At 36.8% G+C, this 23,425-nt stretch carries 18 protein-coding genes, 1 tRNA gene and 1 pseudogene; 13 read left to right on the top strand and 7 right to left on the bottom strand.

Annotation, left to right across the window (positions count from 1 at the left end; translation table 11 throughout):
* The first annotated feature begins 491 nt into the window (after positions 1–491).
* Positions 492–713: pseudogene (locus ACP6PK_RS31560) on the top strand (DUF4327 family protein).
* Positions 714–911: 198 nt separating this feature from the next.
* On the opposite strand, the gene ACP6PK_RS31555 reads toward ACP6PK_RS31560, so the two are convergent.
* Together ACP6PK_RS31555 and pyrE are read right to left on the bottom strand one after the other, a co-directional pair.
* Positions 912–1,388, bottom strand: a complete 477-nt coding sequence (locus ACP6PK_RS31555) for a hypothetical protein (protein WP_426565744.1) — start codon at positions 1,386–1,388, stop codon at positions 912–914.
* A complete protein-coding gene (pyrE, locus tag ACP6PK_RS31550) occupies positions 1,378–2,004 on the bottom strand; it encodes an orotate phosphoribosyltransferase (RefSeq protein WP_094674560.1) in 627 nt (208 codons plus the stop codon). Before pyrE ends, ACP6PK_RS31555 begins: the two co-directional genes overlap by 11 nt.
* Positions 2,005–2,277: 273 nt before the next feature.
* On the opposite strand from pyrE, the gene ACP6PK_RS31545 reads away from it, so the two are divergent.
* Positions 2,278–2,679 (top strand): hypothetical protein, encoded by a 402-nt coding sequence (locus ACP6PK_RS31545; RefSeq protein ID WP_426565742.1) that lies wholly within the window; start codon positions 2,278–2,280, stop codon positions 2,677–2,679.
* Positions 2,680–2,803: 124 nt separating this feature from the next.
* Here ACP6PK_RS31545 and ACP6PK_RS31540 read toward each other — a convergent pair.
* Positions 2,804–2,876: transfer RNA gene (locus tag ACP6PK_RS31540), tRNA-Arg, on the bottom strand.
* Between the two features lie 81 nt (positions 2,877–2,957).
* On the opposite strand from ACP6PK_RS31540, the gene ACP6PK_RS31535 reads away from it, so the two are divergent.
* A complete protein-coding gene (locus ACP6PK_RS31535) occupies positions 2,958–4,340 on the top strand; it encodes a hypothetical protein (RefSeq protein WP_426565740.1) in 1,383 nt (460 codons plus the stop codon).
* A 379-nt stretch (positions 4,341–4,719) separates the two neighbouring features.
* Positions 4,720–4,899 (top strand): hypothetical protein, encoded by a 180-nt coding sequence (locus ACP6PK_RS31530; protein WP_426565738.1) that lies wholly within the window; start codon positions 4,720–4,722, stop codon positions 4,897–4,899.
* 230 nt (positions 4,900–5,129) lie between these two features.
* Here ACP6PK_RS31530 and cobS read toward each other — a convergent pair whose 3' ends face one another.
* Positions 5,130–5,912 (bottom strand): adenosylcobinamide-GDP ribazoletransferase, encoded by a 783-nt coding sequence (gene cobS, locus ACP6PK_RS31525; RefSeq protein ID WP_426565748.1) that lies wholly within the window; start codon positions 5,910–5,912, stop codon positions 5,130–5,132.
* Positions 5,913–6,791: 879 nt separating this feature from the next.
* Here cobS and ACP6PK_RS31520 point away from each other — a divergent pair.
* The 3 genes from ACP6PK_RS31520 to ACP6PK_RS31510 all read left to right on the top strand — a co-directional run bounded on the left by ACP6PK_RS31520 (position 6,792) and on the right by ACP6PK_RS31510 (position 9,930).
* On the top strand, positions 6,792–7,241 hold the full coding sequence (locus tag ACP6PK_RS31520) for a hypothetical protein (protein ID WP_426565736.1): 450 nt from the start codon (positions 6,792–6,794) through the stop codon (positions 7,239–7,241).
* A 309-nt stretch (positions 7,242–7,550) separates the two neighbouring features.
* Positions 7,551–8,651 (top strand): tRNA guanosine(34) transglycosylase Tgt, encoded by a 1,101-nt coding sequence (gene tgt, locus ACP6PK_RS31515; RefSeq protein ID WP_426565734.1) that lies wholly within the window; start codon positions 7,551–7,553, stop codon positions 8,649–8,651.
* A 151-nt stretch (positions 8,652–8,802) separates the two neighbouring features.
* Positions 8,803–9,930 (top strand): hypothetical protein, encoded by a 1,128-nt coding sequence (locus tag ACP6PK_RS31510; RefSeq protein ID WP_426565732.1) that lies wholly within the window; start codon positions 8,803–8,805, stop codon positions 9,928–9,930.
* Between the two features lie 340 nt (positions 9,931–10,270).
* On the opposite strand, the gene ACP6PK_RS31505 is transcribed toward ACP6PK_RS31510, so the two are convergent.
* Entirely contained in the window at positions 10,271–11,248 is a 978-nt protein-coding gene (locus tag ACP6PK_RS31505) for a histone deacetylase family protein (protein WP_426565730.1), read from the bottom strand.
* 574 nt (positions 11,249–11,822) lie between these two features.
* Here ACP6PK_RS31505 and ACP6PK_RS31500 point away from each other — a divergent pair.
* Complete coding sequence (locus ACP6PK_RS31500) at positions 11,823–12,890, top strand: calcium-binding protein (RefSeq protein ID WP_426565728.1); 1,068 nt, start codon at positions 11,823–11,825, stop codon at positions 12,888–12,890.
* Between the two features lie 528 nt (positions 12,891–13,418).
* Here the strand turns inward: ACP6PK_RS31500 and ACP6PK_RS31495 are convergent.
* Positions 13,419–14,471, bottom strand: coding sequence for a DMT family transporter (locus ACP6PK_RS31495; RefSeq protein WP_426565726.1), 1,053 nt, complete (start codon positions 14,469–14,471; stop codon positions 13,419–13,421).
* Between the two features lie 326 nt (positions 14,472–14,797).
* On the opposite strand from ACP6PK_RS31495, the gene sppA reads away from it, so the two are divergent.
* Positions 14,798–15,616: a signal peptide peptidase SppA gene (sppA, locus tag ACP6PK_RS31490; RefSeq protein ID WP_426565724.1), complete on the top strand. Its 819-nt coding sequence runs from the start codon at positions 14,798–14,800 to the stop codon at positions 15,614–15,616.
* Between the two features lie 163 nt (positions 15,617–15,779).
* Positions 15,780–16,157, top strand: coding sequence for a chorismate mutase (gene aroH / locus ACP6PK_RS31485; protein ID WP_094677655.1), 378 nt, complete (start codon positions 15,780–15,782; stop codon positions 16,155–16,157).
* A gap of 256 nt (positions 16,158–16,413) precedes the next feature.
* Here the strand turns inward: aroH and ACP6PK_RS31480 are convergent, their stop codons facing one another.
* The gene (locus tag ACP6PK_RS31480) at positions 16,414–17,379 is read right to left on the bottom strand and encodes a PLP-dependent cysteine synthase family protein (RefSeq protein WP_426565722.1); all 966 of its coding nucleotides are present in this window, start codon (positions 17,377–17,379) and stop codon (positions 16,414–16,416) included.
* Positions 17,380–17,717: 338 nt separating this feature from the next.
* On the opposite strand from ACP6PK_RS31480, the gene nadA reads away from it, so the two are divergent.
* The 3 genes from nadA to nadB all read left to right on the top strand — a co-directional run bounded on the left by nadA (position 17,718) and on the right by nadB (position 22,868).
* Positions 17,718–18,722: a quinolinate synthase NadA gene (gene nadA, locus ACP6PK_RS31475; protein WP_426565720.1), complete on the top strand. Its 1,005-nt coding sequence runs from the start codon at positions 17,718–17,720 to the stop codon at positions 18,720–18,722.
* Positions 18,723–19,221: 499 nt separating this feature from the next.
* Positions 19,222–20,904 (top strand): methyltransferase domain-containing protein, encoded by a 1,683-nt coding sequence (locus tag ACP6PK_RS31470; RefSeq protein ID WP_426565718.1) that lies wholly within the window; start codon positions 19,222–19,224, stop codon positions 20,902–20,904.
* 305 nt (positions 20,905–21,209) lie between these two features.
* Positions 21,210–22,868 (top strand): L-aspartate oxidase, encoded by a 1,659-nt coding sequence (nadB, locus tag ACP6PK_RS31465; RefSeq protein WP_426565716.1) that lies wholly within the window; start codon positions 21,210–21,212, stop codon positions 22,866–22,868.
* The last annotated feature ends 557 nt before the right edge of the window (positions 22,869–23,425 follow it).

Below are 23,425 nucleotides of genomic sequence, written 5' to 3'. Positions count from 1 at the left end.
CAATAATTGATAATTGATAATGGATAATTGATAATTACCTCTGGTTAAAACCTTTCTTGATTGAAGATTGGGAAATATCCTAGCACTTTTTTTCCCCTTCAAAGGGGAGGCTTTAAACCACAATTATTTAATTAACAATTAATTATTAATGATTCGGTAAATCTTAGAGTAAGCATTAAAATTCTAGCTAAAACCCGCCCCTACATATTGCTACATTTTAACTGTGTCAGTCCACTACATTAACTTTTGAATTGTGATTTCAGTAAATCGGAAAAGTCTACACATATCTAAATTTTTAAAGTTAGTTATTCAACTTACCAAAAATCAGCTTTTTAACACGTTACAGCAAATACAGCAAGACAAAAATATTTCCTGGATAATCAGATTTATGTTTCTAGATATGAGTTCGATTTTTGACAAAAAGCTTCACTCGAAATTAGTAATTCTGGTTAATTGTCTGTTTAACAATATCTAAGCTTAGGAGAAATCCAATGGTTCAAGCTACTATCTATTCTCTTGATGTTATCAAGGATGAAGTACAGGAATTATTAAGGCAAAAACTTATTAGTCGTCATCAATCTATTTATACTCTCAGTTGGTATATTCCTAATCAAGATTGGGATGAAATTGAGTCATAATTAGAGAGAAATAACTTTCTGTCTAGAGACCGTATTATTGATTTGATTGGTAAAGAAGAATGGCGAGAAGATTAACGGAGAAAATCTAACTCTAGATCAATTCACTTGAAAGATGTCACAAATAGTTTCAAATTAAAAATGTGAAATAATTTGCTTCAATTACTGTAGCATCAAAGTTTTGATCCTATAACATCTTAACTTTTAAATTTTGACTTCCGTGAAACGGTATAGTTTCTCATATCCTGATATTTAATCCAATCAATTAATATAATTCTATAGTTCTAGAACTTTTTTGATTTGCTCTAGAACTATAGCTTCTTTTTGACTAACTTTAGGTCCTGTGCCAAATATTCCTTCTCCAGAAGCATTAGCTATTTCATTAGCTATTTCATAGAGAAATTTTTTGTATTCTTGAGCTTCTATAGGATTAGCTTTAAGATGAGCGATCGCTACCGCAGCTTTAAGTTTTTCTAGTGCGTTTTCCAGAAAATCGGCAAAATTTTCTGAATTTTCTATCTCATTTATTTGAGTTGTTTTGTCGGCATCAGAAGTATCTGCTAATAAACCCTGAATAAGTTGATTATTTTGATAATTAGACTTAGTTTTGTTTCTGATTTTTGGCAAAGTCAAAACTTCTTTTACTGCCGAGAAAAGTGTAAAATCCGAACCAATAACTATCATCGTAATCAAAGTAATTGCCTGTAATAATAACTCCCATTCTGAGTCTGTAAAATCGGCTTTAGTCGTCATTTTTATCATTAAGATTTTTCAGATTTTCTTGTAATTCTGAGATTGTAAATATTGACTCAAACTCAATACCTTCTTTCTCATAAAATTCTCCACCACCTTGTTGTCTATCAACAAGAGAAAAAATCTGATTAACCTGATAACCTGCCTCTCGTAGTCGATTAACTGCCATCATTGCTGATGCTCCAGTTGTTACGACATCTTCCAAAACAACTACTTTGGCATTAGCTTCTAATATTGGGCCTTCAATGTAAGACATTGTGCCATGTCCTTTAGCTTGTTTGCGGATAATTAAAGCTGGTATAGGTCGATTTTCATAAGCAGATACAACACTCACAGCAGTCACAATTGGATCGGCACCCAATGTTAAACCTGCTACCCCTTGAGTATCTTCAGGTAACATGGACAATAATAATCTGCCAATTATCAGAGCGCCCAGGGGATGAAGAGTCACATATTTACCATTTATATAATAGGAACTACTTTGCCCAGAGGATAGTACAAAATTTCCCTCACGATAAGCTAAGCGACATAACAGATCGAGTAGTTGTTGTCTAATAGTTGTTATATCGCCAGTAGCTAAAGATGAAGAATTTAGAGATGTAATTTGGTTTGTCATATCAAAGCCGAAAAAAAGTTAAAATTCAAAAGTTAAGAATCGTATAACCGGATTCTAGATTATTTGGTAACTATGAGATAAGTATCAGTTTTGAGGAAAACAATCCAGACTCAAATTTAATTTTCCCATTATTCTGACTGATACTAAAAAAACTTACAGCACTTTTGAGGATATTGAGGCACAGTTTAAGACTATTTCCTATTCCCTATCTTGAGAATCTCGCTGCTATAATACGAGCAATTTAGCAGTAATAATCTAAATAAATTATAATTTATGGCCATAAATTGGAAAAGTCTTAGTGGCACAATTCTTTTTTCTGCGATCGCGACCCTAACATCTGTCCAGATGGCTCAAGCGGGACATCCAGAAGATCCTGCTGGAACGTATCAACCTTTTGCAGAAGGGTTTAACCGAGCAACTCAAAGACGTTCTGGTAACTTTTTTGAGAAAAGAGACCTCTTACACCAAATGGGTCGTTTTTTTGGTATTCCCAAGTACCCAGAGCAAGCTATTGAAAATGATAATCGCCGAGTTAATCAGTTATATATAGATGAACAAAGACGACAATTTTCTAGTACCCCAGTTATTCGGACTCCCGATCTGATTAATCCCTACAATCAATCTGTATTAACTGCTCCTCCACCTCAGTCAAACCCTACTTTTGGTGGTAATTAGTTATTTGGGGAGTAGTGAGTAGGGACGTTGCATACAATGTCTTTACATGATAAGGAGTAGTTCCTTAAGAAACCCTGTTTCTAAGATATTTTTTTCCTTCTGCTTTCTGCCTTACTTCCTCCAACGAGCACGGAGGGATTTGAACCCCCGACACCCAGAACCGGAATCTGGTGCTCTATCCACTGAGCTACGCGCCCTAACATATAATTTTCAGGATAGCATCTCTAGTCTTAAACTGGCAATAGGAGAATTATTATTTTTCCTGAAGCGGTAAAATTGTGACTGTACGATTTTACCGTAACAACAGCATGGAAAGAACTCATCATAACTTGTTAGAGAAACTAGCATCCCTATCAGGCAATTTTCCTAACTTGGGTATTCGCCTCTCCCTAGCAGCTAAAGAATTACAAAATGTAGGTACTCCTCCCTCAGAAAGTTTACTAGAAGAACTTATGGCCTACTGTAAAGATTTTGCTGACCTGAAAGACCAGGGACTAAAATTGGCACAAACATCTCAAGTGTCTATTGGGGCAATATCTTCCTTAAAAGACTTAGAAAACTTAATCAAAGCACTTACAAAAACCACAGAATTATCAAACAGTCAACCAGCTTTAGATATTCTTAATCAAATTTTGGCGATCGCTCATCAAGAACAACCAGAATTTGCTCCTTTACAATCAGTTAAAGCACAAGCTCAACAATTATATCAAATAATTTATCAGACAAAATCTGAAAAATTACCTGATGATGCTCAAGCTTTAATTGAAAATAGACATCCACTTTCAGCAGTATTAAAACTTGTCAAACAAGGGAAAAATTTAGATGACGAACAATGGTTGGAATTGGAGGAAAAAGTTAACATAACCTTTGGCAAAAAATTAATGTTAGCTATATCCAGAGGAAAGCTGATAATTGCCAATAATTCTTTACCAACAACAGCTAGAATTAAATTACCTGCACTAGAAGAATTAGAACAAACTAAAAATATTGCTACTCAACCAACTAATCCCCAAAAGTCAACAACTACTACCAATTTACCACCTTTAATAGTAGTACCATCTGGTGGTGGCGAACCTAATAAACCATCTATTGACGATCCAGATATAATGATTTTAGAAGATCCGACACCAGCAAAACCCCTAGACGAAATTATTATTCTTCCTGGAGTAGAAACACCTCAAAATTCTCCGAAAATTGAAAGACCAAATATTATGTTTGGAAAAACTACCAATAAACCGTCAGGAGTTTCTGTAGGATTAAAAGTTATAGTTCATATACAAAATATTGGCGATCGCTCCTTTGCTGCTGGAGAATATGCAGGTACTCGCGGTCAAGGTTTCCGTGTCGAAGCTTTTCAAGTTAATATAGAACCCCCTATTCTTGGGTTAAATTTGGAATATATGGCACATATTGGTGGAGTTGGTGATACTCCTTGGTTAGAAGCTGGAAAATTAGCAGGGGAACGTGGAAAAGCGCGTAGACTAGAAGGATTTGCCATGCGACTTACAGGTCCTCAAGCTGGTAGTTATGATATATTCTACACTGCTCATGTGCAAAATATGGGAGATTTGCCTGTTTATACTAATGGTCAATATTGTGGTACTCGCAACAAGTCTCTGAGGGTAGAGGGAATGAAAGTTTGGATACAACCTAAGAGTTAGGAGTTGGAATTAGGGTAGAATTTTCATTCTGAGGGAGTAGGTACAGACATTAATGGATAATGGATAATGGATAATTAATCTTCAGAGGTTTAAAGCTTCTACTTTTTTTTAGGAGAAAAAAGTGCTAGGAGATTTCTATACTTGATTCAATCCTCTCGTTTTTAACCAAAGGCAATTAATAATCTCTAATTAGAGATAGTTTTCATTATCAATTATCCATTATTTAGGAGATTTCTATACTTGATTCAATCCTCTCGGTTTTAACCAAAGGTAATTAATAATTGATAATTAGAGATAGTTTTCATTATCAATTATTTAGGCATTTTTTGCTACATTTATATTAAATACGGAAATAGTACAACAAATAATGAGGTGGGATATGGCAGTTTTACAACAATCTCCTTGGTATCAACAAATCTTAGAAGAAGGAGTAAAAATTGGTCAACAACAAGGTGAAAAACGTGGAATACTTTCTGGAATAGAAATAGCATTAGAATTAAAATTTGGCGAGTCAGGAAAAGATGTATTTTCAGAGATTAATACCCCAATCAACAGTTGAAAAAACGGTCTAATCAAACTGAAATGCGTCGTGCCGCTAAAGCCAAAAGAAAGGAACGAAGACAACGACGAAGACAACGACGAAATAAATAAGGCAGGACTTACGCATTAGAACCGAAAATTCGACTTCCGATCTTTAAAAATTCCTATTGATTTTTATCTGTCTAGTTTAGCAGTTTTTTTTCAAATTGTGATAGTTTTCCTTTGGCTAATTTTTCGGTAAAAATTTTTTCACAACAACCCAATTCTTGATTCCAAAGTAACCAAAACACACAATAATAATGCTTCCGTCCATTCAACCACTGCGCCGTAAGTATCGCCAGTATGACCACCCAAACAACGGTTAAACCAAGCACCTGTTAGTAGAGCGATCGCTATTCCTCCTATTGCCATTCCACAACCTACTAACCAATTTTGAGGATCTAATAAAATCAGAATTCCACTCAGACTCAGTAATAAAACTACCCCTAGTAAAAAATCCCAAATAGAATATTTTGCCTGTTTGTGAAATGCTCCTTTTCCAGTTGGTTTGAGATAGGGATAACGAGCGATCGCTACTAACTGACCCCATCTTCCCCAACCTGCTACCCCCATTAATATTAAGAAGCGATCGCTCTCTAAATCTGTTAAAGCTGTAATTTTTAGTAGCAGTAGAGCGATCGCTGCCATTGCACCAAAAGCTCCTGTAGCACTATCTGTCATAACTTCTAGTCGTCGTTTTTGGTCTGGCACTGCTAACCCATCAGCAGTATCCATCACCCCATCCAAGTGTAAACCACCAGTTACAGCAATTCCAGATATAATCGTTACAGCAGACCTAGTAAGTATAGGCATCCCTAAAGACTCTAACCCCATATCTACTAAACCCTGAATACCTCCAACTATCAATCCAATTAATGGAGCAAAACGAGCAATACCGTGAAAATCCAAATTCCAATCATGGGGAATTGGTAAACAAGTATAAAAAGCAATTCCAGCACAGAGCTTTGCCAGAATTTTCCTAATTAGTTGTATCAATATTTACCACCAAAAATTTTTTATCTTGAGGAATAGGTGAAAAGAGTGGGGGCGTTTTATAGAACTTCCCTACTTGAGTATTTTATTTATAACTAAATTATCCAAACACAATATGAGTTGACAAAATAAATTTTATATGGTAATAAGTTTAGGATATTTTTAAAATTAAATTACCGAAAAATTGGGTTTAAAGCCTCCCCCTTTTAGAGGGACTTTGTGTTATGCTAGAAAAAGTGGAAAGGTATTCAACCACTCTAAAAACCTAGCTACTTAATCAGTAGCGCCATTTACCTTGAAAACTGCGGTCAGACCCCGCGTCGCCGTCAGCTCGCTTGCGGAATGCTGACCAAGAGAAGAGTTATGGGGTTTTGCACATCTATATGCTTGTGTATGGAAAAGCTCTAAGCAACAAGTACCAGAGAACCAAAGTTTTTGGTTTGTTTGAACTGTACCGTAGGGCATACAGGAACAGGCTCTTGAAATAGAGTAAACGCTTGGGGAGAGAACCATCTCTGGCTTAGGTATCGCTTGCGTATCTGATTTAAGTGGACTCATTGAACCAAGAATCCTGTTTTCAGGAGAATCTCCGGGCCTTTAGGCGCGGAGAGTATGTCAAATTAAGAATTTAACTTATAACTTCTAACTTAAGAAATCGCCGTTACAAAAATCACTTTTGTAGGTCCTCAATCCGATGGCTCCCCTATCTGACTTCGTTAAAATCGCTTCAAAAATTAAATAATGCTGCTAAAAGAGATATTATTGGTTCATATTCAGAAAAACTGTGCCAGAATTGGAATAGAAATAGCACTATCTCATAACTAAGAACAAAAAAAATTGTTCTGAATAACTGTCTACCAAATCAGAGGCTTTTGCTATATGAGTTCCAATAATTCTAACCACAGGGTATCCGCACCTTGTATAATTGACAATGGTATTCTTGTCAACAAACGTGATATGCAAAGACTATTGATAGATTTAGGAAGAGTCCGCTATATCCATAGTCAAGATGGCCAAATTCAAAGCCAGGGAGAAGGATACATACTAGAAGTATTTGCCGATCGCCAAAGATCCACCTTAGTTGCTAATCACTCAATATATTTGAATGTACTTAGTTTTGACTACCTAGAACTTGGGAAGTCCCCATGTGAAGAAACATACTTTGATTTAGTTAACGAAGGCCGCCAGTTAAGACTAATTCCCCTGTCAAACCCCATGCAAGAAGAAACTAGCAGAAATATTAATGCTGCAGCTTTTGATGCAGTGATGGATCAAGTTTTGTCCTCTAATTGGGATGTGCAGGTGGATGATGATGATTGTCCATTTTAAGTTAAAAGGTAAAATGTTTGAGTTACCAAAATTTATATTAATTCACTTTAAAATGTGAAATAATTACCTCGAATTACTGAGCGAGTCAAAGTTTTTAGTCTATAAAATTTTACTTTTAACTTTAGACCTTTGACTGTCTTACCAAGGGTTATCTTGCGGGTGTCAGCAACGTGGGGTCTAGATGATGCATGACTTCCGAAAAACTGTATAATACCAATACCCAAAATAGGGCGCAGACATTTATAAATGCTCAAACTCAGTTATTTATAACTTCTGACTTTTGACTTGCCCGTAGCGCTATACTATCCCATGTCCCAAAACTTTTCCTTTCATTCTCAGGCTGTTTGTAGCTATACAAAAGCTCGTGCTGGTGTTTTTTCGACTCCTCATGGCAATATAGATACACCTAGATTTATGCCTGTGGGGACTTTGGCCAATGTGAAAACTCTGACACCTGCTCAGTTAGAGGCAGCGGGTGCGCAGATGATATTGGCAAATACTTATCATCTTCATTTGCAACCGGGAGAAAGTATAGTCGCTGGTGCTGGTGGCTTACATAAATTTATGGCTTGGAATGGGCCAATATTAACTGACTCTGGAGGTTTCCAAGTATTTAGTTTGGGAGACATCCGAACTATTAGCGAAGCAGGAGTTAAGTTTCGCTCGCCTCGTGATGGTAGTATGATTGATTTGACTCCAGAACGTTCGATCCAAATTCAGAACGAATTAGGAGCGGATGTGATTATGGCTTTTGATGAGTGTCCTCCTTACCCAGCGAGTCGGGAAGAGGTGGAGTTGGCAACAAATCGCACTTATCGATGGTTGCAGCGTTGTATGGAGGCTCATCAACGTCAGGATCAAGCTTTGTTTGGTATTGTTCAAGGTGGTGTTTATGGCGATCTGCGTTCTAGAGCAGCTAGGCAGTTGGTAGATTTGGATTTGCCTGGTTATGCTATTGGTGGAGTAAGTGTGGGAGAACCTGGCGAGTTAATAGATAATATTGTGAAGGTGACAACTCCTTTATTACCGGAGGATAAACCTCGTTATTTGATGGGTGTTGGCACTCATAGGGAAATGGTACGGGCGATCGCTGCGGGTATAGATTTATTTGACTGTGTAATTCCGACTCGTTTGGGGCGACATGGGGCAGCATTGGTTAAGGGTGAGCGATGGAATTTGAAGAATGCTAAGTTTAGAGAAGATTTTAGGCCACTAGATGAGTCTTGTCCTTGTTATTGTTGTCAAAATTTTAGTCGCGCTTATCTTGCTCATTTGGTTAGAGCAAAGGAAGCTTTGGGTTTTACTCTTTTGTCGCTTCATAATGTTACAGAATTGATTAGGTTTACTCAACGTATTCGGGATGCTATTTTAGGCGATCGCTTTACCACCGAGTTTGCTAGTTGGTTGTGAAAAAAAGGGTTAAGGGATGCAGTAATTTAATAATGAATAATTGTGTATTTTTTTTACTGGTAATTAATTATAGTCATTAAGTAAATATCCGGGTTTGATACTAGAACTAGGTAATAAGTAAGTATCGGATAGTTTCCGGAGTTTAATTATTATGAGTGAGTCTAACGATCCAGAAACAGAACGCCAAGAATCGAATGCGTTATCAAAGGTAATAGAAATTGTTCAAAAATATCCAATTATAACCTATTTGGGAACAATTGTTGCTGCTTTTGGAATGGGTTTTGCTAGCTATGGAGCAATAATAGGTGTAAATTCAAATAAAATCATCTCTCAAGAAAAATTCGATCATTTATCTCAAACAGAAAAGTGCCTTAATAAACTAATTGAGAATCAACTTAAATATTCTTTTAATATTGAAGAATGTAAAAAATACCCCTTCCTAGGAGAAATGAAAATTGTCCTAACAGCAAATGAACTTCAGTTAAATAGGGACAAAAATGATGGTAAGATCGGAATATCTGGGAACATATCATCTCAAGATTTTATTGGTAACGATGGATTAATCAAGAAGAAGACTAAAGTTTGGATTATTAGCAGTTATTTTGATCTAAACCAGCAACGAAAGTGTTATCGGGAAGGGTTTCTTGCAGGTAAAGACTATGATATAAATTTAAAAAATTCAAAAAATTCAAAACTTTCATCACCTGCAGTTAAAAAGAATGATTTTCAAGTTTATTTGTTAGGAATTGATGATGATAAAATAAATCAAAAATTAGGAGATATTCAATCAAGTTCGGAGGAAGAAGATTGTAGTTTTCTTCTGCAATCAAACTATTTAATTAAAGAATTATCATCACAAAATGTAGCACCATTAGAGTCATTTAATTTAGCAACAAATTCTGGCAGTAGTTACAGAGATGTAGAAGTACAAAGATCGGGGCAAGATATTGTTTTAACAGTTACTGGTAGCGGAGGATATGTGATTGACGGGGAGCCTACATTATCTTCTCTAAATAACAAACGACTATTTTTAGACATTAATGGAATAGGAGACGGAGCAGAGGAAAAATTATTTAAACTTGAAGTTAATAATCAACCTCTTGAACCAAATAATCAAGATAGAATTTTTAATTCTCTAAATAATGATATATACATAAAAGGAGGGAATGGAACAGTAGGATTTGATTTACCAGAAACAGTTACAAAGATTAATTTTGTTTTCTATCAAACTAATCTTAATAACTTACAAATTTCGGCGAATTTTACAGAAAAATCTTGAGGCTAAATAATTTTAGTCATTTCAATATAGGCTAAAATAGGGGCATAATTAAAAAGTAGAGAGAATAGTAAATAGTAGGGTGTGTTAGGCACTTATTTGTCAACATAGAAAACATTTTTTCTTTTGTGCCGTAACGCACGATTATGGATTGGTTATGTGTTGTTTGGGTTTGGTGCATTAATGCAATGTAACGCACCTTAAAACAGCGTTCGCACTTTTACAGTTAGTATTTATCCAGACTTAATATAATAATTCAAAAGTCAAAAAATCCCCTAACGTATTCTTTGCTAAGGAATTTAGTTTTAATTATTTCTATAAATTGCAAATTTACGAATTTTTTCTATAGTTCTGTCAAAATATAGTAAACACTATTAGCTATTAATTTGTAGCTATCTTTTATATATCCACCAGCCAAAACCATAGTACATGGAATATTATAACTTATTAGACTATCGAAAACAAATTTATCTCTCTCTAAAATTCCTTGCTTAGATATGTGTAATTGACCTAGAGGATCTTTTTTATAAATATCAGTACCAGCGTTATAGAAAGCAATTTTTGCATCTTTTTGATTCTCTAGAAATAAAGGCAGTTTTTTCTTTAATTCACCAAGGTATACAGAATCTTTTGTATCAGAATGAAGAGGAATATCAACATCTATTCTTTTCCTCGCCCGTTGATCTTGTGGATAGATATCTTTGTTATACATATCAAAAATCAAAACATTTTTATCGTCATAAAATATCCTGGCAATACCATTACCTTGATGAGCATCTAAATCAATAACTAAAACTTTATCATCAGATTTTATCTTGCCACTTTGCCTAAGTTGATAAATAGCAACACCAATATCTGAATAAATACAAAATCCCTCACCATTTTCTCTGCTTGCATGATGATAACCACCAGATAAATTGACAGTAATTCTGTTTTCTAATGCCAATTCTGCTGCCAGAATAGTTCCCATTGTTGCTAGACGCATAGGAGATAGAATAAATTTATCAATTAGTTTATAAGGAATAATTGCTAAGGGCAAAATTTCCAGAGCTTGAGAAAGATACTGAGAATTTGTGATTAAATCAGACAAATATGCCTGGGTATGAACAGTAGATAATTCATCTTTTGAGGCTTCTCTCTTCGGGGATATTTTCCATTTATCTAAGTTTGTACCCAACCTTTTTTTAAGCTCTTTCCATACTTTTCCATACTTACAACTATCAAATGGATGTAGATTCTCAATTCCAAAAAATCGAATATCATACTTAGGTGAGAAAATAACTTTAGGTTGAATTTTAAACTTGTTAACGGACTTGTTCATTGCAAAATTACCAATTACGAATTATCTATTTATCTTTTCCATTATATTCACTTAATAATGAAAACCGCTGTAAATTCAAGTGTAGAGGTGTCAGTAGTGAAAATGTAAAGATTGTTGTCAAAAACATTATAACAAATCAAGGTGTTTCAATATCTAAACTTAGACAAAACTTAAGTTTTAAAATAGCCTCAAATCCATACTGGGCTGATATTTATACTAGCAATAATAATTTTTACAGACAGAAATTAGATTTCCACCCTGTCATGTATGTAAAAAAATGTAAATCAGCTTAAACCATTGATATGATATTGTTTCAGCCATTTATACTTGCTGGGAAGATATGATATTTAATAATTACAATATAGTTAAGTGGGATATAATAAAAAGTGTTGGTGATGCGTGGCTATGATGTTCTTGAAATTTTGATTGCTTAAGTAAGTATGCACAAGTATTACCTATTGAGAATTTGTCTAAGCTTTGTCTGGCAACCAATTACTCAAATGCTAGTTAGATTTCATAGCTTGATTCACTAGCGCTGAAAGAAATTGTATTATTTCTTTGGAGGATAAATTCAATGAACTTTGATATTTTTGACGAGGAATATTATCTACAAAAATATCCAGATATTAATGTAGCAATTACTCAAGGTCTAGTAACATCAGCATTAGATCATTTTCAGCGTTATGGTTTAGCAGAAGGACGTACACAAGTTTCCCGTTACTATGACGAAACAACCTACTTAGAAAATAATCCCGATATAGCTAATCTCGTAGAAACAAATATATTCGTATCAGGACTAGAACATTTCATTAATTATGGTTATGAAGAGGGACGCAGCAATACAAGTCCTGACTATGATGAAACCTTTTACCTACAGAAATATAATGATGTAGCATTACAGGTAGAAACAGGTACTTATCCAAGTGGATTTTCTCATTTTATCCAAGTTGGTAGTACAGAAAATTTGCAGACTACCAGTTTTGTAGATTCATTCTATTTGGGGCAAAATTCTGCTGTAGCTGAGGCAGTTAATAATGGTGTTTTTGTCACAGCTCAAGATCACTATAGAGAATATGGGCAATTTGAACAACGCTCTGCACGTTTTACTGGTACTCCCGGTAGCGATATAATTTTGGGATATGGCGAAGGAGAAAAAGACATTTATGGTGTTGATGTCAGTTTCAGACCTAGTTTTTCCAGTTTGGGAGGTCCTGACTTCAATAATGATGGAGAAGTTACATCAGAGGAGTTTAATCGGTTCGTCGGTCTATCTCAAGCCTTTACTTCCTCGGCAACTATAAGATATAGTGATGGTAGTAACGAATTTGATACTTTGGTGGGAAGTGCAGGTCAAGATAACTTTATTTTGGGAAGAGGAAGTGTTAATGGTCGTGGTTTTTTCGCAGGCGTAACAACTTTTTATCTGGGTGAAGGAGTTGCTGTAATTCAAAATTTCGATCCATCAGATGGAGATCAAATAATACTTGATACTCAGTCTGATTTTGATATTGTGCAAGGCGAGGTTGGAGCCACAATTTTAGTTGAAAATGATCCTATTGCTATTGTTGAAGGTTATGACTCTTCACAATTAACTCCGATAGAAAGAGATTTTACTTTTTACCGACAAGTAACTTTTGTTTAATTTCAATAGCACTGACGCACCCAAGTAAGAAATTAGGTTTCTTGCTCCGATTATTATTTTTGGCTCTCAGTTAATAGTAGTGGACTGACACAACTAATGAATGTGGGTATTTATTTTGGGGCGGGTTATTTCATCTAATGGTTCAACTCGTTAATGTAACCGCGAACCCGCCCCTACAATTTTGTGCAATAGACCTAGGCGTGAAAAAGATATAGATTGTTTGCAGAAGTAGGGAACAGGGAACACTTAACTGGGAACAGGTAAGATATTTTTACGAAAAAGGCAGGAAAAAGGATGTTTGATTGTGACTTTTTCTTTCTTTAGCTAATATAACTAAAAGGTTTATTTATTTTTCGGGCGTTGGTAATTTGAAGTATGATACCATGTCCGGATAAGAGCGCGATAGAACTTCCCATCTCGTTGAGGCAACCAAAAAACTTTTTCCTTCTACTCTTCTTTTTCTCTTTTGTGTCGTAACGCACCAAACAAGAGAAATAGTGCAAAAGTTGCACAAGTAAACCAAAACTTCTACAAGTCTTCAGTAACTTTAACTGGTTGTTGCTGAGACTGTTTCAATAATTTACCTGTAGTGGTATTGGAAACATCTTCCTTTATTAAACTGCTAAATTTCAACTTCTGAGCTAATATATCCCGTTGATTAATTAGATAAATACTTACTAAAGTTAAACCTACTCCCACAGACTGTAGCGAACTCAACACCTCTCCTAAAAAGAAATTGCCAAACAATAAAGCAAAAATTGGAGTTAAAAAAGTTAAAGCACTTAAACTCGTAAGATTTCCCGAAGAAGCAAAATAAAAGAACAAACCGTATGCGATCGCGCTGCCGAAAATAGCTGCATAACCCATAGCTATCCAACCATACCCATCGATATTAACCCACTGTTGAGACTCAAACCCTGCGGAAATAGCAAGTAATGGAACACCACCTAAAATCAAATGCCAACCAGTTGCCATCACTGGATCACTATATTTGCAAACCCAACGCACTAAAACTGTTCCTACTGCCATAGATAGAGATGCTAATAACATCAACCATTCTCCACTTTGAAACAGTGCATCTATTCCCAGAGACGCTTCTATTGTTTCTGGATGCAGTAAACTCCCGATCCATTCATCAGGTAAACCAATTAAACTAATACCGATAACACCAATACCTAACCCTAACCAACCCCAAAATCTAATTCTCTCTTGAAATAGCCATAATGATAAAATAGCCACTGCCAAAGGTTGGGAGTCAATCATCACCGAACCCAAACCAGCATCTGTTCTGACTAACCCTTCAGCCAAAAACCCCTGAAACAAAGCACCATCTACTAAGGCAAACAATAAAATCCACAACCAAGCTAATTTACGTTGTGGTTGAGGTCTTCCCTGAATCATTCCTACCAGTAACAATAATATACCTGCTGGCAATATACGCATTGCTGCCATAAAAAATGGTGTTGTCTGAGGAATAACACCTTTCATTGCTACCATTGCAGTTCCCCAGAAGAAAAAGGGAGCTATTAGTAAGAGTGGTGCAAAGGGGAGTTTTGAATGCACAGTCAGTTTTAGCTGCATAAGTTTTATAAATAGGTATTTACTAAAATTAGTAAAAATATTTTTACTAATTGTAACAATTTTTCACAAAAATGTGTATGATTATTAATTTGATAAATCATAAAGTAAAATATAGTGATATGTCAAAATATTGATTAGTATTATTTTGATTGACAATTTTACTTTAATATGTTATGAGCGAAAAAGTCTGTTACTTTTGTATTTTGACCAAAAAATGAGGTATTACCTCTTTTAAAGTGATAAAAAAATCAAATTCAGTATTTCAACCCTCTGGTTTCAGCCCTTGGTACTGATAACTGTTAACTGATAACTGAAATAAAAACAGCATGATTTGGCCATTTAAGCCCCGATATCGTAAACAAATTGCCCGAATAGAAATTAATGGTGTCATTGCCAGCGACACCCGAAAACGAGTATTAGAAGCACTCAAAACAGTAGAAGAAAGAAAATTTCCGGCTCTGTTACTTAGAATAGATAGTCCTGGAGGTACTGTAGCTGACTCTCAAGAAATCTACAGTGCCCTGAAAAGGTTGCAAGAGAAAGTCAAAATTGTCGCAAGCTTCGGCAATATTTCTGCCTCCGGTGGTGTTTATATTGGCATGGGTGCCCAAAATATTATGTCCAATCCAGGGACGATTACTGGTAGTATTGGCGTAATTTTGCGAGGCAACAATATAGAACGTCTTTTAGAAAGAGTCGGAGTTTCCTTTAAAGTAGTAAAATCTGGGCCGTATAAGGATATATTAGCCTTTGACCGAGAAATGACCGATCCAGAAAAGCAAATTCTCCAAGATTTAATAGATATTAGTTATCAGCAGTTTGTCCAAACGGTAGCCGAAGCAAGAAATATAGCTGTAGAAACTGTGAGAAGTTTTGCAGATGGGCGAATATTTACAGGACAACAAGCATTAGAGCTAGGTGTGGTAGACCGTTTAGGTACTGAGGAAGATGCCCGGAAATGGGCTTGTAAATTGGTGGACTTAGACCCAGAGAAGACCGAGAGTTGTACTTTAGAAAAACCAAAATCTCTATTAAATCGTGTTTTGGGCAATAATCAGGTATCATCAAAATTATCGGCTGCTCAAAGCTGGGTAGAGTTTGAAGTATCTACCAGTGGCTTACCTATGTGGCTGTATCGACCTTAATAAAGCAATCAGCAGTCAGCGGTCGGCAATCAGCAGAATTTTTTTTTGGGGACATTGAGGAGAAGATTTCCAGAACTCCTCAACTAAAAGCTGATAGCTGATGGCTAAAAGCTGATAGCTAGTAAAACTTAAGTACAACACTGTTGATTGGGAGGATTTTGGCGTGGCGTGGCAAGTTCAAGCAATTCGTGGAGCAACTACAGTCTCAGAAAATTCTATAGAGGCAATTCGAGAGGCAGTAACGGAACTGCTAGATGAACTAGAAGCAAATAACCAGATAGATCCAGAGCAAATTATTAGTACAACTTTTTCTGTGACTCGCGACTTAGATGCTATTTTTCCAGCAGCGATCGCCCGCCAACGTCCTCAGTGGAATAATGTACCTTTATTAGATGTGCAGCAAATGCACGTTGAGGGTAGTTTAGAACGTTGTATCAGATTTTTGATTCATGTGAATATTCCGGAAACTCACGCCCAAAAAATTGTGCATACCTATTTGCGAGGGGCAAAAAAATTGAGACCAGACTTGATAGCTAGATAGGAAAAAAATAGCTCTCTCTGAAAGTGACAGAAGAGAGCGATCGCTACATTTAATTATAGGGATCGAATTTTCAAGATTTAGAGCAAAGTCAGGAATAGTTAGGGAAATATGTTGAAGGCTTCTTTGATAGCTTTACAAAGAGACTTGCACTTACTCTGCTATAGATATAGCACTACGCAAATAGGTTAGGACATTTCTAAATCCTGAAACCCTTTGACAGTTGGCTGTTCCCTGTTCCCTGTTCCCTATTCCCTTTTCAAGTAGCGCTATACTTTCTGAGAAACTCTTTATTGTAAATTTTGGATATATACTTAATTCCACTATCACAGAGTATTGTAACTACGACACCTTTTTTATTTAAACGATTAGCAATAAATTTAGCTGCAAAAACGTTGAGACCACTACTACCACCAATAAGCAAACCCTCATCATTAGCCAATTGATGGCAAGTAGAAATCGCTTCTTCATCTGAAATCTTTATAACCTCATCAATGACAGAAAAATCTAAGCATTTTGTCGGTTTAGATTTTCCAGCACCCTCAATAATTGAGTATTGCTCAGAAACTAAGTTAAAACTCAAATCATTTTTAATATTGCTGTAGTAGTAATTATAAATATTTGAAGATACAGGGTCTGCCAATATAACTTGAATTTTTGGGTTGCACTCCTTTAAAAAGCGTGCTGTACCTGATATACAACCAAAGGTAGAACCAGTCATCACAAAGTGGGTAATTTCTCCATTTGTGTCTTTCCATATTTCTGGTCCTAAAGTTTTATAATATGCCTCTGGATTATAGATATTGTTATATTGATCTACATCAAAGTACCCATTTTTCTTGGCATAATCTGTTCCGTAACTCATATAGCTATCATAATCGACTACAATTAATTCCGCATTGAGAGCTTTTATATGGTTTTGCTTTTCAATGCTACATTTTTCTGATGTGACAATAACAACCTGATAGCCTCTAATCTTACCTAAGATAGCAAAGCTGCAACCTGTATTACCACTAGAAGAACAAACAATAACATCCCCTCTTTTTAATTTGCCTTGTGCTTCTGCAATATCCAGAATGTAGTTGGCCATTCTATCTTTCAAGCTTAAACCTGGATTCATAAACTCGCATTTAGCATATAGGTATGCTGAGTTTTCCCCGACTATTTTAGTCAAGTCAATTAAGGGAGTATTTCCAATAAGTTCAGTAAATCTTGGAACTTTCACGACTGCCTAACACAAAAAATTAACATTTTATTTTTTTGGGATTGAAAACTAAATCATCTTTAATTTTTATATATTTAAACCCAAATTTAGCACTTTTCTATATTCTTCAGAGATTGTTTGTCAAAAAAAGCTAAAGAAAAGTAGTGTAAATTCCTAATAAACTAACTCATTATAGTACATTTAATAAAAATTTTTGAAAATTTCTTGTTCTAGTGACCAGAGTCAAATTCTGATTTATGCTATAGTGATTTATGTTTTGTTTAGGAAGGCTATGAGCTCGAGAGCCGGAAACCTTCTTAATATTTATTTGGCAAAAAGTTTCTAAAAAATACCTAACTATGTTTATAAAGGAATCAAAAAAAACAAATACAGACTTTAACTCTATTCCAGATGACTTATTCGGAGCTATTGAAGCTCTTAAGCAGGAGCTCAATGCAGTTATTTTAGTTCACTACTATCAAGAGCCAGATATTCAGGATATTGCTGACTATTTGGGTGACTCTTTAACTTTATCTCGGCAAGCTGCTACTACAGATGCTGATGTAATCGTTTTTGCTGGAGTCCATTTCATGGCAGAAACTGCCAAAATTCTTAACCCCAACAAGTTAGTATTATTACCCGATCTAGATGCGGGTTGCTCTATGGCTGATGGTTGTCCTCCTGAAGAATTTGCGACTTTTAAAGCTGCCCATCCAGATCATTTAGTAGTCTGTTATGTTAACTGCTCTGCTGCAGTTAAAGCCATGAGTGATATTATTTGTACCAGCTCTAATGCGGTAGAGATTGTTAATCAAATCCCTAAAGATCAGCCAATTATTTTTGCTCCTGATAAAAATCTTGGTCGCTATGTTAGCGAACAAACTGGTAGAGATTTAGTACTTTGGGATGGGAGTTGTATGATTCATGAAATTTTTTCGGAAAAGAAGATTGTACAACTCAAAATTGAACATCCTCAAGCAGAATTTATTGCTCATCCCGAATGTGAAGAGCAAGTGTTGCGTCATGCTGATTTCATCGGTTCAACCAGGGCTTTGTTTGAGTATAGTGAGCGAAGTGCTGCGGAGAAATTTATCGTGGGGACTGAACCTGGTATTTTGTATCAAATGGAAAAGCATATGCCAAACAAGCAGTTTCTTGCTGCACCAGCAACAACCTGTGCATGTAACGAATGTCCCCACATGCGTTTGAATAGTTTGGAAAAGTTATATTTGGCAATGAAAAATCGGGCACCGGAAATCACCATACCAGAAGATATTCGGATTGCTGCACTCAAGCCTATGCAACGGATGTTGGAGATGTCAGCGCAAATTTCTGCTGCTAAACAGATGGTGTCCAGTGTCTAAATCTTAGAGGATGTTTGAACAAGTCTGTGAGAGGTTGATTTTAAAACATCCTCCGTAACCATGACTCAAATTAGATGTCTGATGTTACGCATGAGGTACGAAAAACTAGGATTTGAGATTGCTTCCCTTTGAGTCGTTGACTCCTATTGACTACTATAATCTTCTTCTTAAGCATGAAAACTATGTAGGTAAGCGAGTCAAACTTGGTTTATTCAGGAGTGCAACTGGTAAAGTGATTAATGCTGACATTAATGGTAGTCTTCAAATATAAGACAAGAAATTCCCAGGGGCATTTACTGCCGTTTGCGTAGCATTCCCTAGGATGGGAATAGTGAGCTGTGCCGAGAGCGCCAGTATTGGTTAATCCAATATCAAGATCAAAGCTGTTTCATTTTTCTACAGTTTTTTTCATACGGTTTCAAGCTTCTGACTTTCCTAGATCATGCTGCGCAAACAGACAGAGGTACTGATAACTGATAACTGATAACTGATAACTGAAATGACATTACCACAATCGGAGAATCAATTTTCCTCAAAAGACGCAGCTTTACTTTACGATTGGCGCATTTACAGTATTCGTCAAGCTCTTAAGCAAAAAGGAAAAGCTACCGGAGCTTTAGAAATTCAAGACTTACTAGATTTGGGTCATCTGGATCAATATCACTACTTTGGTAGTCAGGCTTGCGATCGCGCCATTGATTATTTATCGCTCAATTCCAATTCTCGCGTTTTGGATATAGGAAGTGGTGTGGGTGGACCAGCTCGATATATTAGCTATAAAACGGGATGTCAGCTCCAATGTGTGGAATTAAGACAGGATTTTAGTGAAATTGCCCAAGAACTCACCGAACGGATGGGACTCGATCGGCGCATCCAATACCTCACTGGTAATGTTCTCAGTTCCAAAATCCTTGATTCCCTGTTACCTAATTCATTTGACAACATCATTTCCTTCCTCTCCTTATTACATATTGAAGAGCGTGAAAAAGTCCTGGAAATCTGTTTTCGTGCTTTGAAAGAAAATGGCTACATTTATGTTGAAGATTACGTTGCCAATTGTACCCTGACACCAGAGGTAAAAACCACTCTAAGAGAAGTGTTTAAATCTTCTTACGTGCCAACCCGTGAAACCTACCGACATCACTTGGAAAGTGCAGGGTTTACTGATATTTGTTTTATTGATTTAACAAACGGATGGAAACGTTTTAAAGCAGAACGCTATCAGAAATTTACCGAATCCAAAGAAGAATCAATCAAAGTTTTCGGTGAAGAGATTTATGAGCATCGCAGTCGATTGTATCGAATTGGTAGGGATATGTTTCAAGGAGGTAGCATTGGTGGAGCATTGATCCTGGCAAAAAAAACTAGTGCTGCACAGATATATCTCGTACCTGAAACCAATTTTTCTGTTTTCACTTCTGTTTACAATGAGCAATACCATTTCTTTCTCGAAGATGGCTCTCTACTTGCTCTTAGACATTTCAAAACCAAAACCCTTGAGCATTACTCAGCGTGGTGGAGTGACACTAAGGGTAATTCCCGCGAGCTGATTAATACCTCGGAACAAAGAAGCTCAAATCCCCATATCTCTATCCAAAAAAATAATCAAACCGGAACGATTTGTTTACCAGAAGCTAATCTAGAAGTACAATTTGAAGTTACAGCTCAATTCACTTGGGGAGTTCCAGGTGAAGAAAATCAGCGTTCTGTTATCCATCAACCACAACTTCAATGCACAGTCCATAGAGAAAATGGCACTCAAAAAGCCGAAGGATATTGCAAAATTTATGAGGGTAATTATCCCAGATTTTGGGGCTACCATTTTGTTTATGCGTTTTTCCCAGATTACGGGATTATTTGGAGTGCGGATGGCACATTTGGTCAAGAAAGAAACAATCATTTCAACTTCTTGAATACTTACCAAACAGAAAAGCAGTTATTGTTGCGCTCAGAAAAGTCTTATCATCGCAAAACAAGTGTTCATGCGTGGGTTCAAAACAAAATGTATGACCTGAACTTTGATCTAGGCTTTGCAACTTGGTCTACCATTCTGCGAAATCGAACATCAGCCATGGAAAGTAAACTCAGCTTGGAATATAGGGAGGCAATTTTAACAATAGGCGATCGAGAAGTGAGTAAAGGAGTTTGCTTAAGAGAATCTTGTTTTGGCACAATTGCATAAATTGCTTTTTAACGTTAATTTCTGTATATAATTTCTTACCGAATAATTAATAATTAAATAATTCAGGTTGAAAGCCTCCCCTTTTAAGGGAAAAAAGCGGTTGTTTGCGGAGCATGACCTTAGGATGGGATGGCGAGGTCTCCCGCTCTTTCACAGCCGCTCCGCTTTTCATGTCGGTGACAGCCGTTAACGAAGTTGTGCGGAACGCTAAACGCCATATCCAATCGACCAAGAGAAGAAATAATATTTCCTTATATTCAATTCCCCTACGGTTTTAACCAGAGGTAATTATCAATTATCAATTAATGAAAATGCCAACTATTCCCTCCAAGTTTGATGTCCTAATTATTGGCTCTGGTGCAGCAGGACTTTATGCTGCTTTGTGTTTGCCTAACCACCTCCAAGTGGGCTTAATTACCAAAGATGCTCTGAAAACAGGAGCAAGTAGTTGGGCACGAGGTATTGCTGCAGCGATCGATCCTGCTGATACACCCCTGTCACACTGGGAAGATACCCTCAAAGCTGGTGCAGGTATTTGCGAACCAGAAGCAGTAAAACTTTTAACCGATCTTGCTCCTGGGGCGATCGAGTCCCTTCTAGAGATGGGAGTAACTTTTGACCGCAAAGGTCAGAAACTTGCCCAAGAGTTAGAAGCAGCACACTCACGCCCCCGTGTCCTCCATTCTGGTGAAACCACCGGAAAAGTGCTGATTGATACACTCACGGCTCAAGTTTTGGAACGCGAAAACATCCAAGTGTTTTCCCAAGCGTTTGCCTTGAGTTTGTGGCTCAATCAAGTGACAGGAAATTGTCAGGGGGTAAGTGTCCTCAATCAGGGGTCTATACGCTGGATTAGAGCTGCAGCAGTAGTCTTAGCTACTGGTGGCTGCGGTCAAGTTTTTTGCCACACCACAAACCCTACAGTCAGCACTGGAGATGGTATTGCTCTGGCTTGGCGTGCAGGAGCTTTAATCCGAGACCCAGAGTTTTTCCAATTTCACCCGACGGCATTAACAGTAGGTGGAATTCCACGGTTTTTGGTTACTGAGATTGTGCGAGGGGAAGGAGCGCATTTAGTCGATTCCCAAGGGGAGCGTTTTGCTTTTGATTATCATCCTAGTGGAGAATTGGCACCGAGGGATGTAGTCAGTAGGGCGATTTTCAGTCACTTACAGAAAACACAACCCGATCCCTATTGTGTTTACCTGGATTTGCGACCCATAAAAGCCCAGAGGATGCGAGAGCGTTTTCCTAGTATTATTCAAGCGTGTCAACAGTGGGGCATTGATTTGTTTACACAACCTATTCCTATTGCTCCTGTGGCTCATTATTTTATGGGGGGAGTTGCTACAAATTTGGAGAGTTGTACCTCAATCGGTGGCCTATATGCTATCGGTGAGACTGCGAGTACAGGGGTGCATGGTGCTAATCGTTTAGCGAGTAATTCCCTACTAGAATGTATTGTTTTTGCTGCTCAATTGTCTCAGCTAACGGTTCACCCTCAGATTAATGATGATGACGATCCTGGATATCCATCTATCCCTATAAAGATGGAACAACAGGATTGGAATAATGAGATGGAGAAGGTTAAGTCAATCAGAGAAAATTTACCCAAACTGATGTGGCAAAGTGCTGGTATTTCTCGCTCTCAAGCAATACTTGAAGATGGGATATCACAACTGCATATTTGGCGTTCTCAACTAACTGATTTGAATATTGTGGGATACTTACTCAAGGCGACACCAAACCAAACAGTGCAATTAGACTCTGATCGGGCTGAACAAAACCTGAGACTGGCTGCGGAAACTTTCAATCTGATGGATGTTGCTTATTTAATGTTGAAAAGTGCTGCTTGGCGCACTGAAAGTAGAGGCGGACATTACCGCAGCGATTATTCTCAAACTTCTGCTGATTGGCAATTGCATACCCTGATTCAGGGAGATTATTGGCATAAGTCAGCTTAGAGACTGTTTGTAAATTTTGTCAGGTAAAACGTTGGCGGAGCCTAGTGGCAGCTATAACCACTAATATCATGTCCGGATAAGAGCGTGATAAAAAAATTTTTGTTTGTAGTAGGGCTTTAGCCCTACTACGAGCTTTAAATTATAACTATTCAAGCCGAAACGCTAGAATAATATCATGTTCGCTTGAATACTTAATAATTAGGCTCTTTTGTTGGGCTTTAGCCCAGATAGATATTTAGCGGGCTAAAGCCCAACTACAAACTAATCTTTATTTATCAGGACTTACGCATAACCGCCATATCTAGTAAGGGCGAATGCCATTCGCCCTTACAGATGGTGTATATTCTCATATTTTGCGTAAGTCCTGTTTATAACTGATTATCCGAACATGATATAACTGGTATTTCAGAAAGATGGTTACAGATTTACGTTAACCAGAAACCGGGTTTACCCTGATTATTGTTTTTCAAACCACGAAATTTCGTCTATCAACGCGGTTTCTGCGTAAGTCCTAAGAGTATTGCTGCTCGTAACCAGTACCTAAATTTAGGCAAGTT

The sequence above is a fragment of the Dapis hubbardiae BLCC-M172 genome (genome assembly GCF_050016015.1).
Lineage (GTDB): Bacteria > Cyanobacteriota > Cyanobacteriia > Cyanobacteriales > Microcoleaceae > Trichodesmium.
The sequence above is the reverse complement of the archived record's forward strand: the minus strand, read 5'-3'. Positions and strand labels throughout refer to the sequence as shown.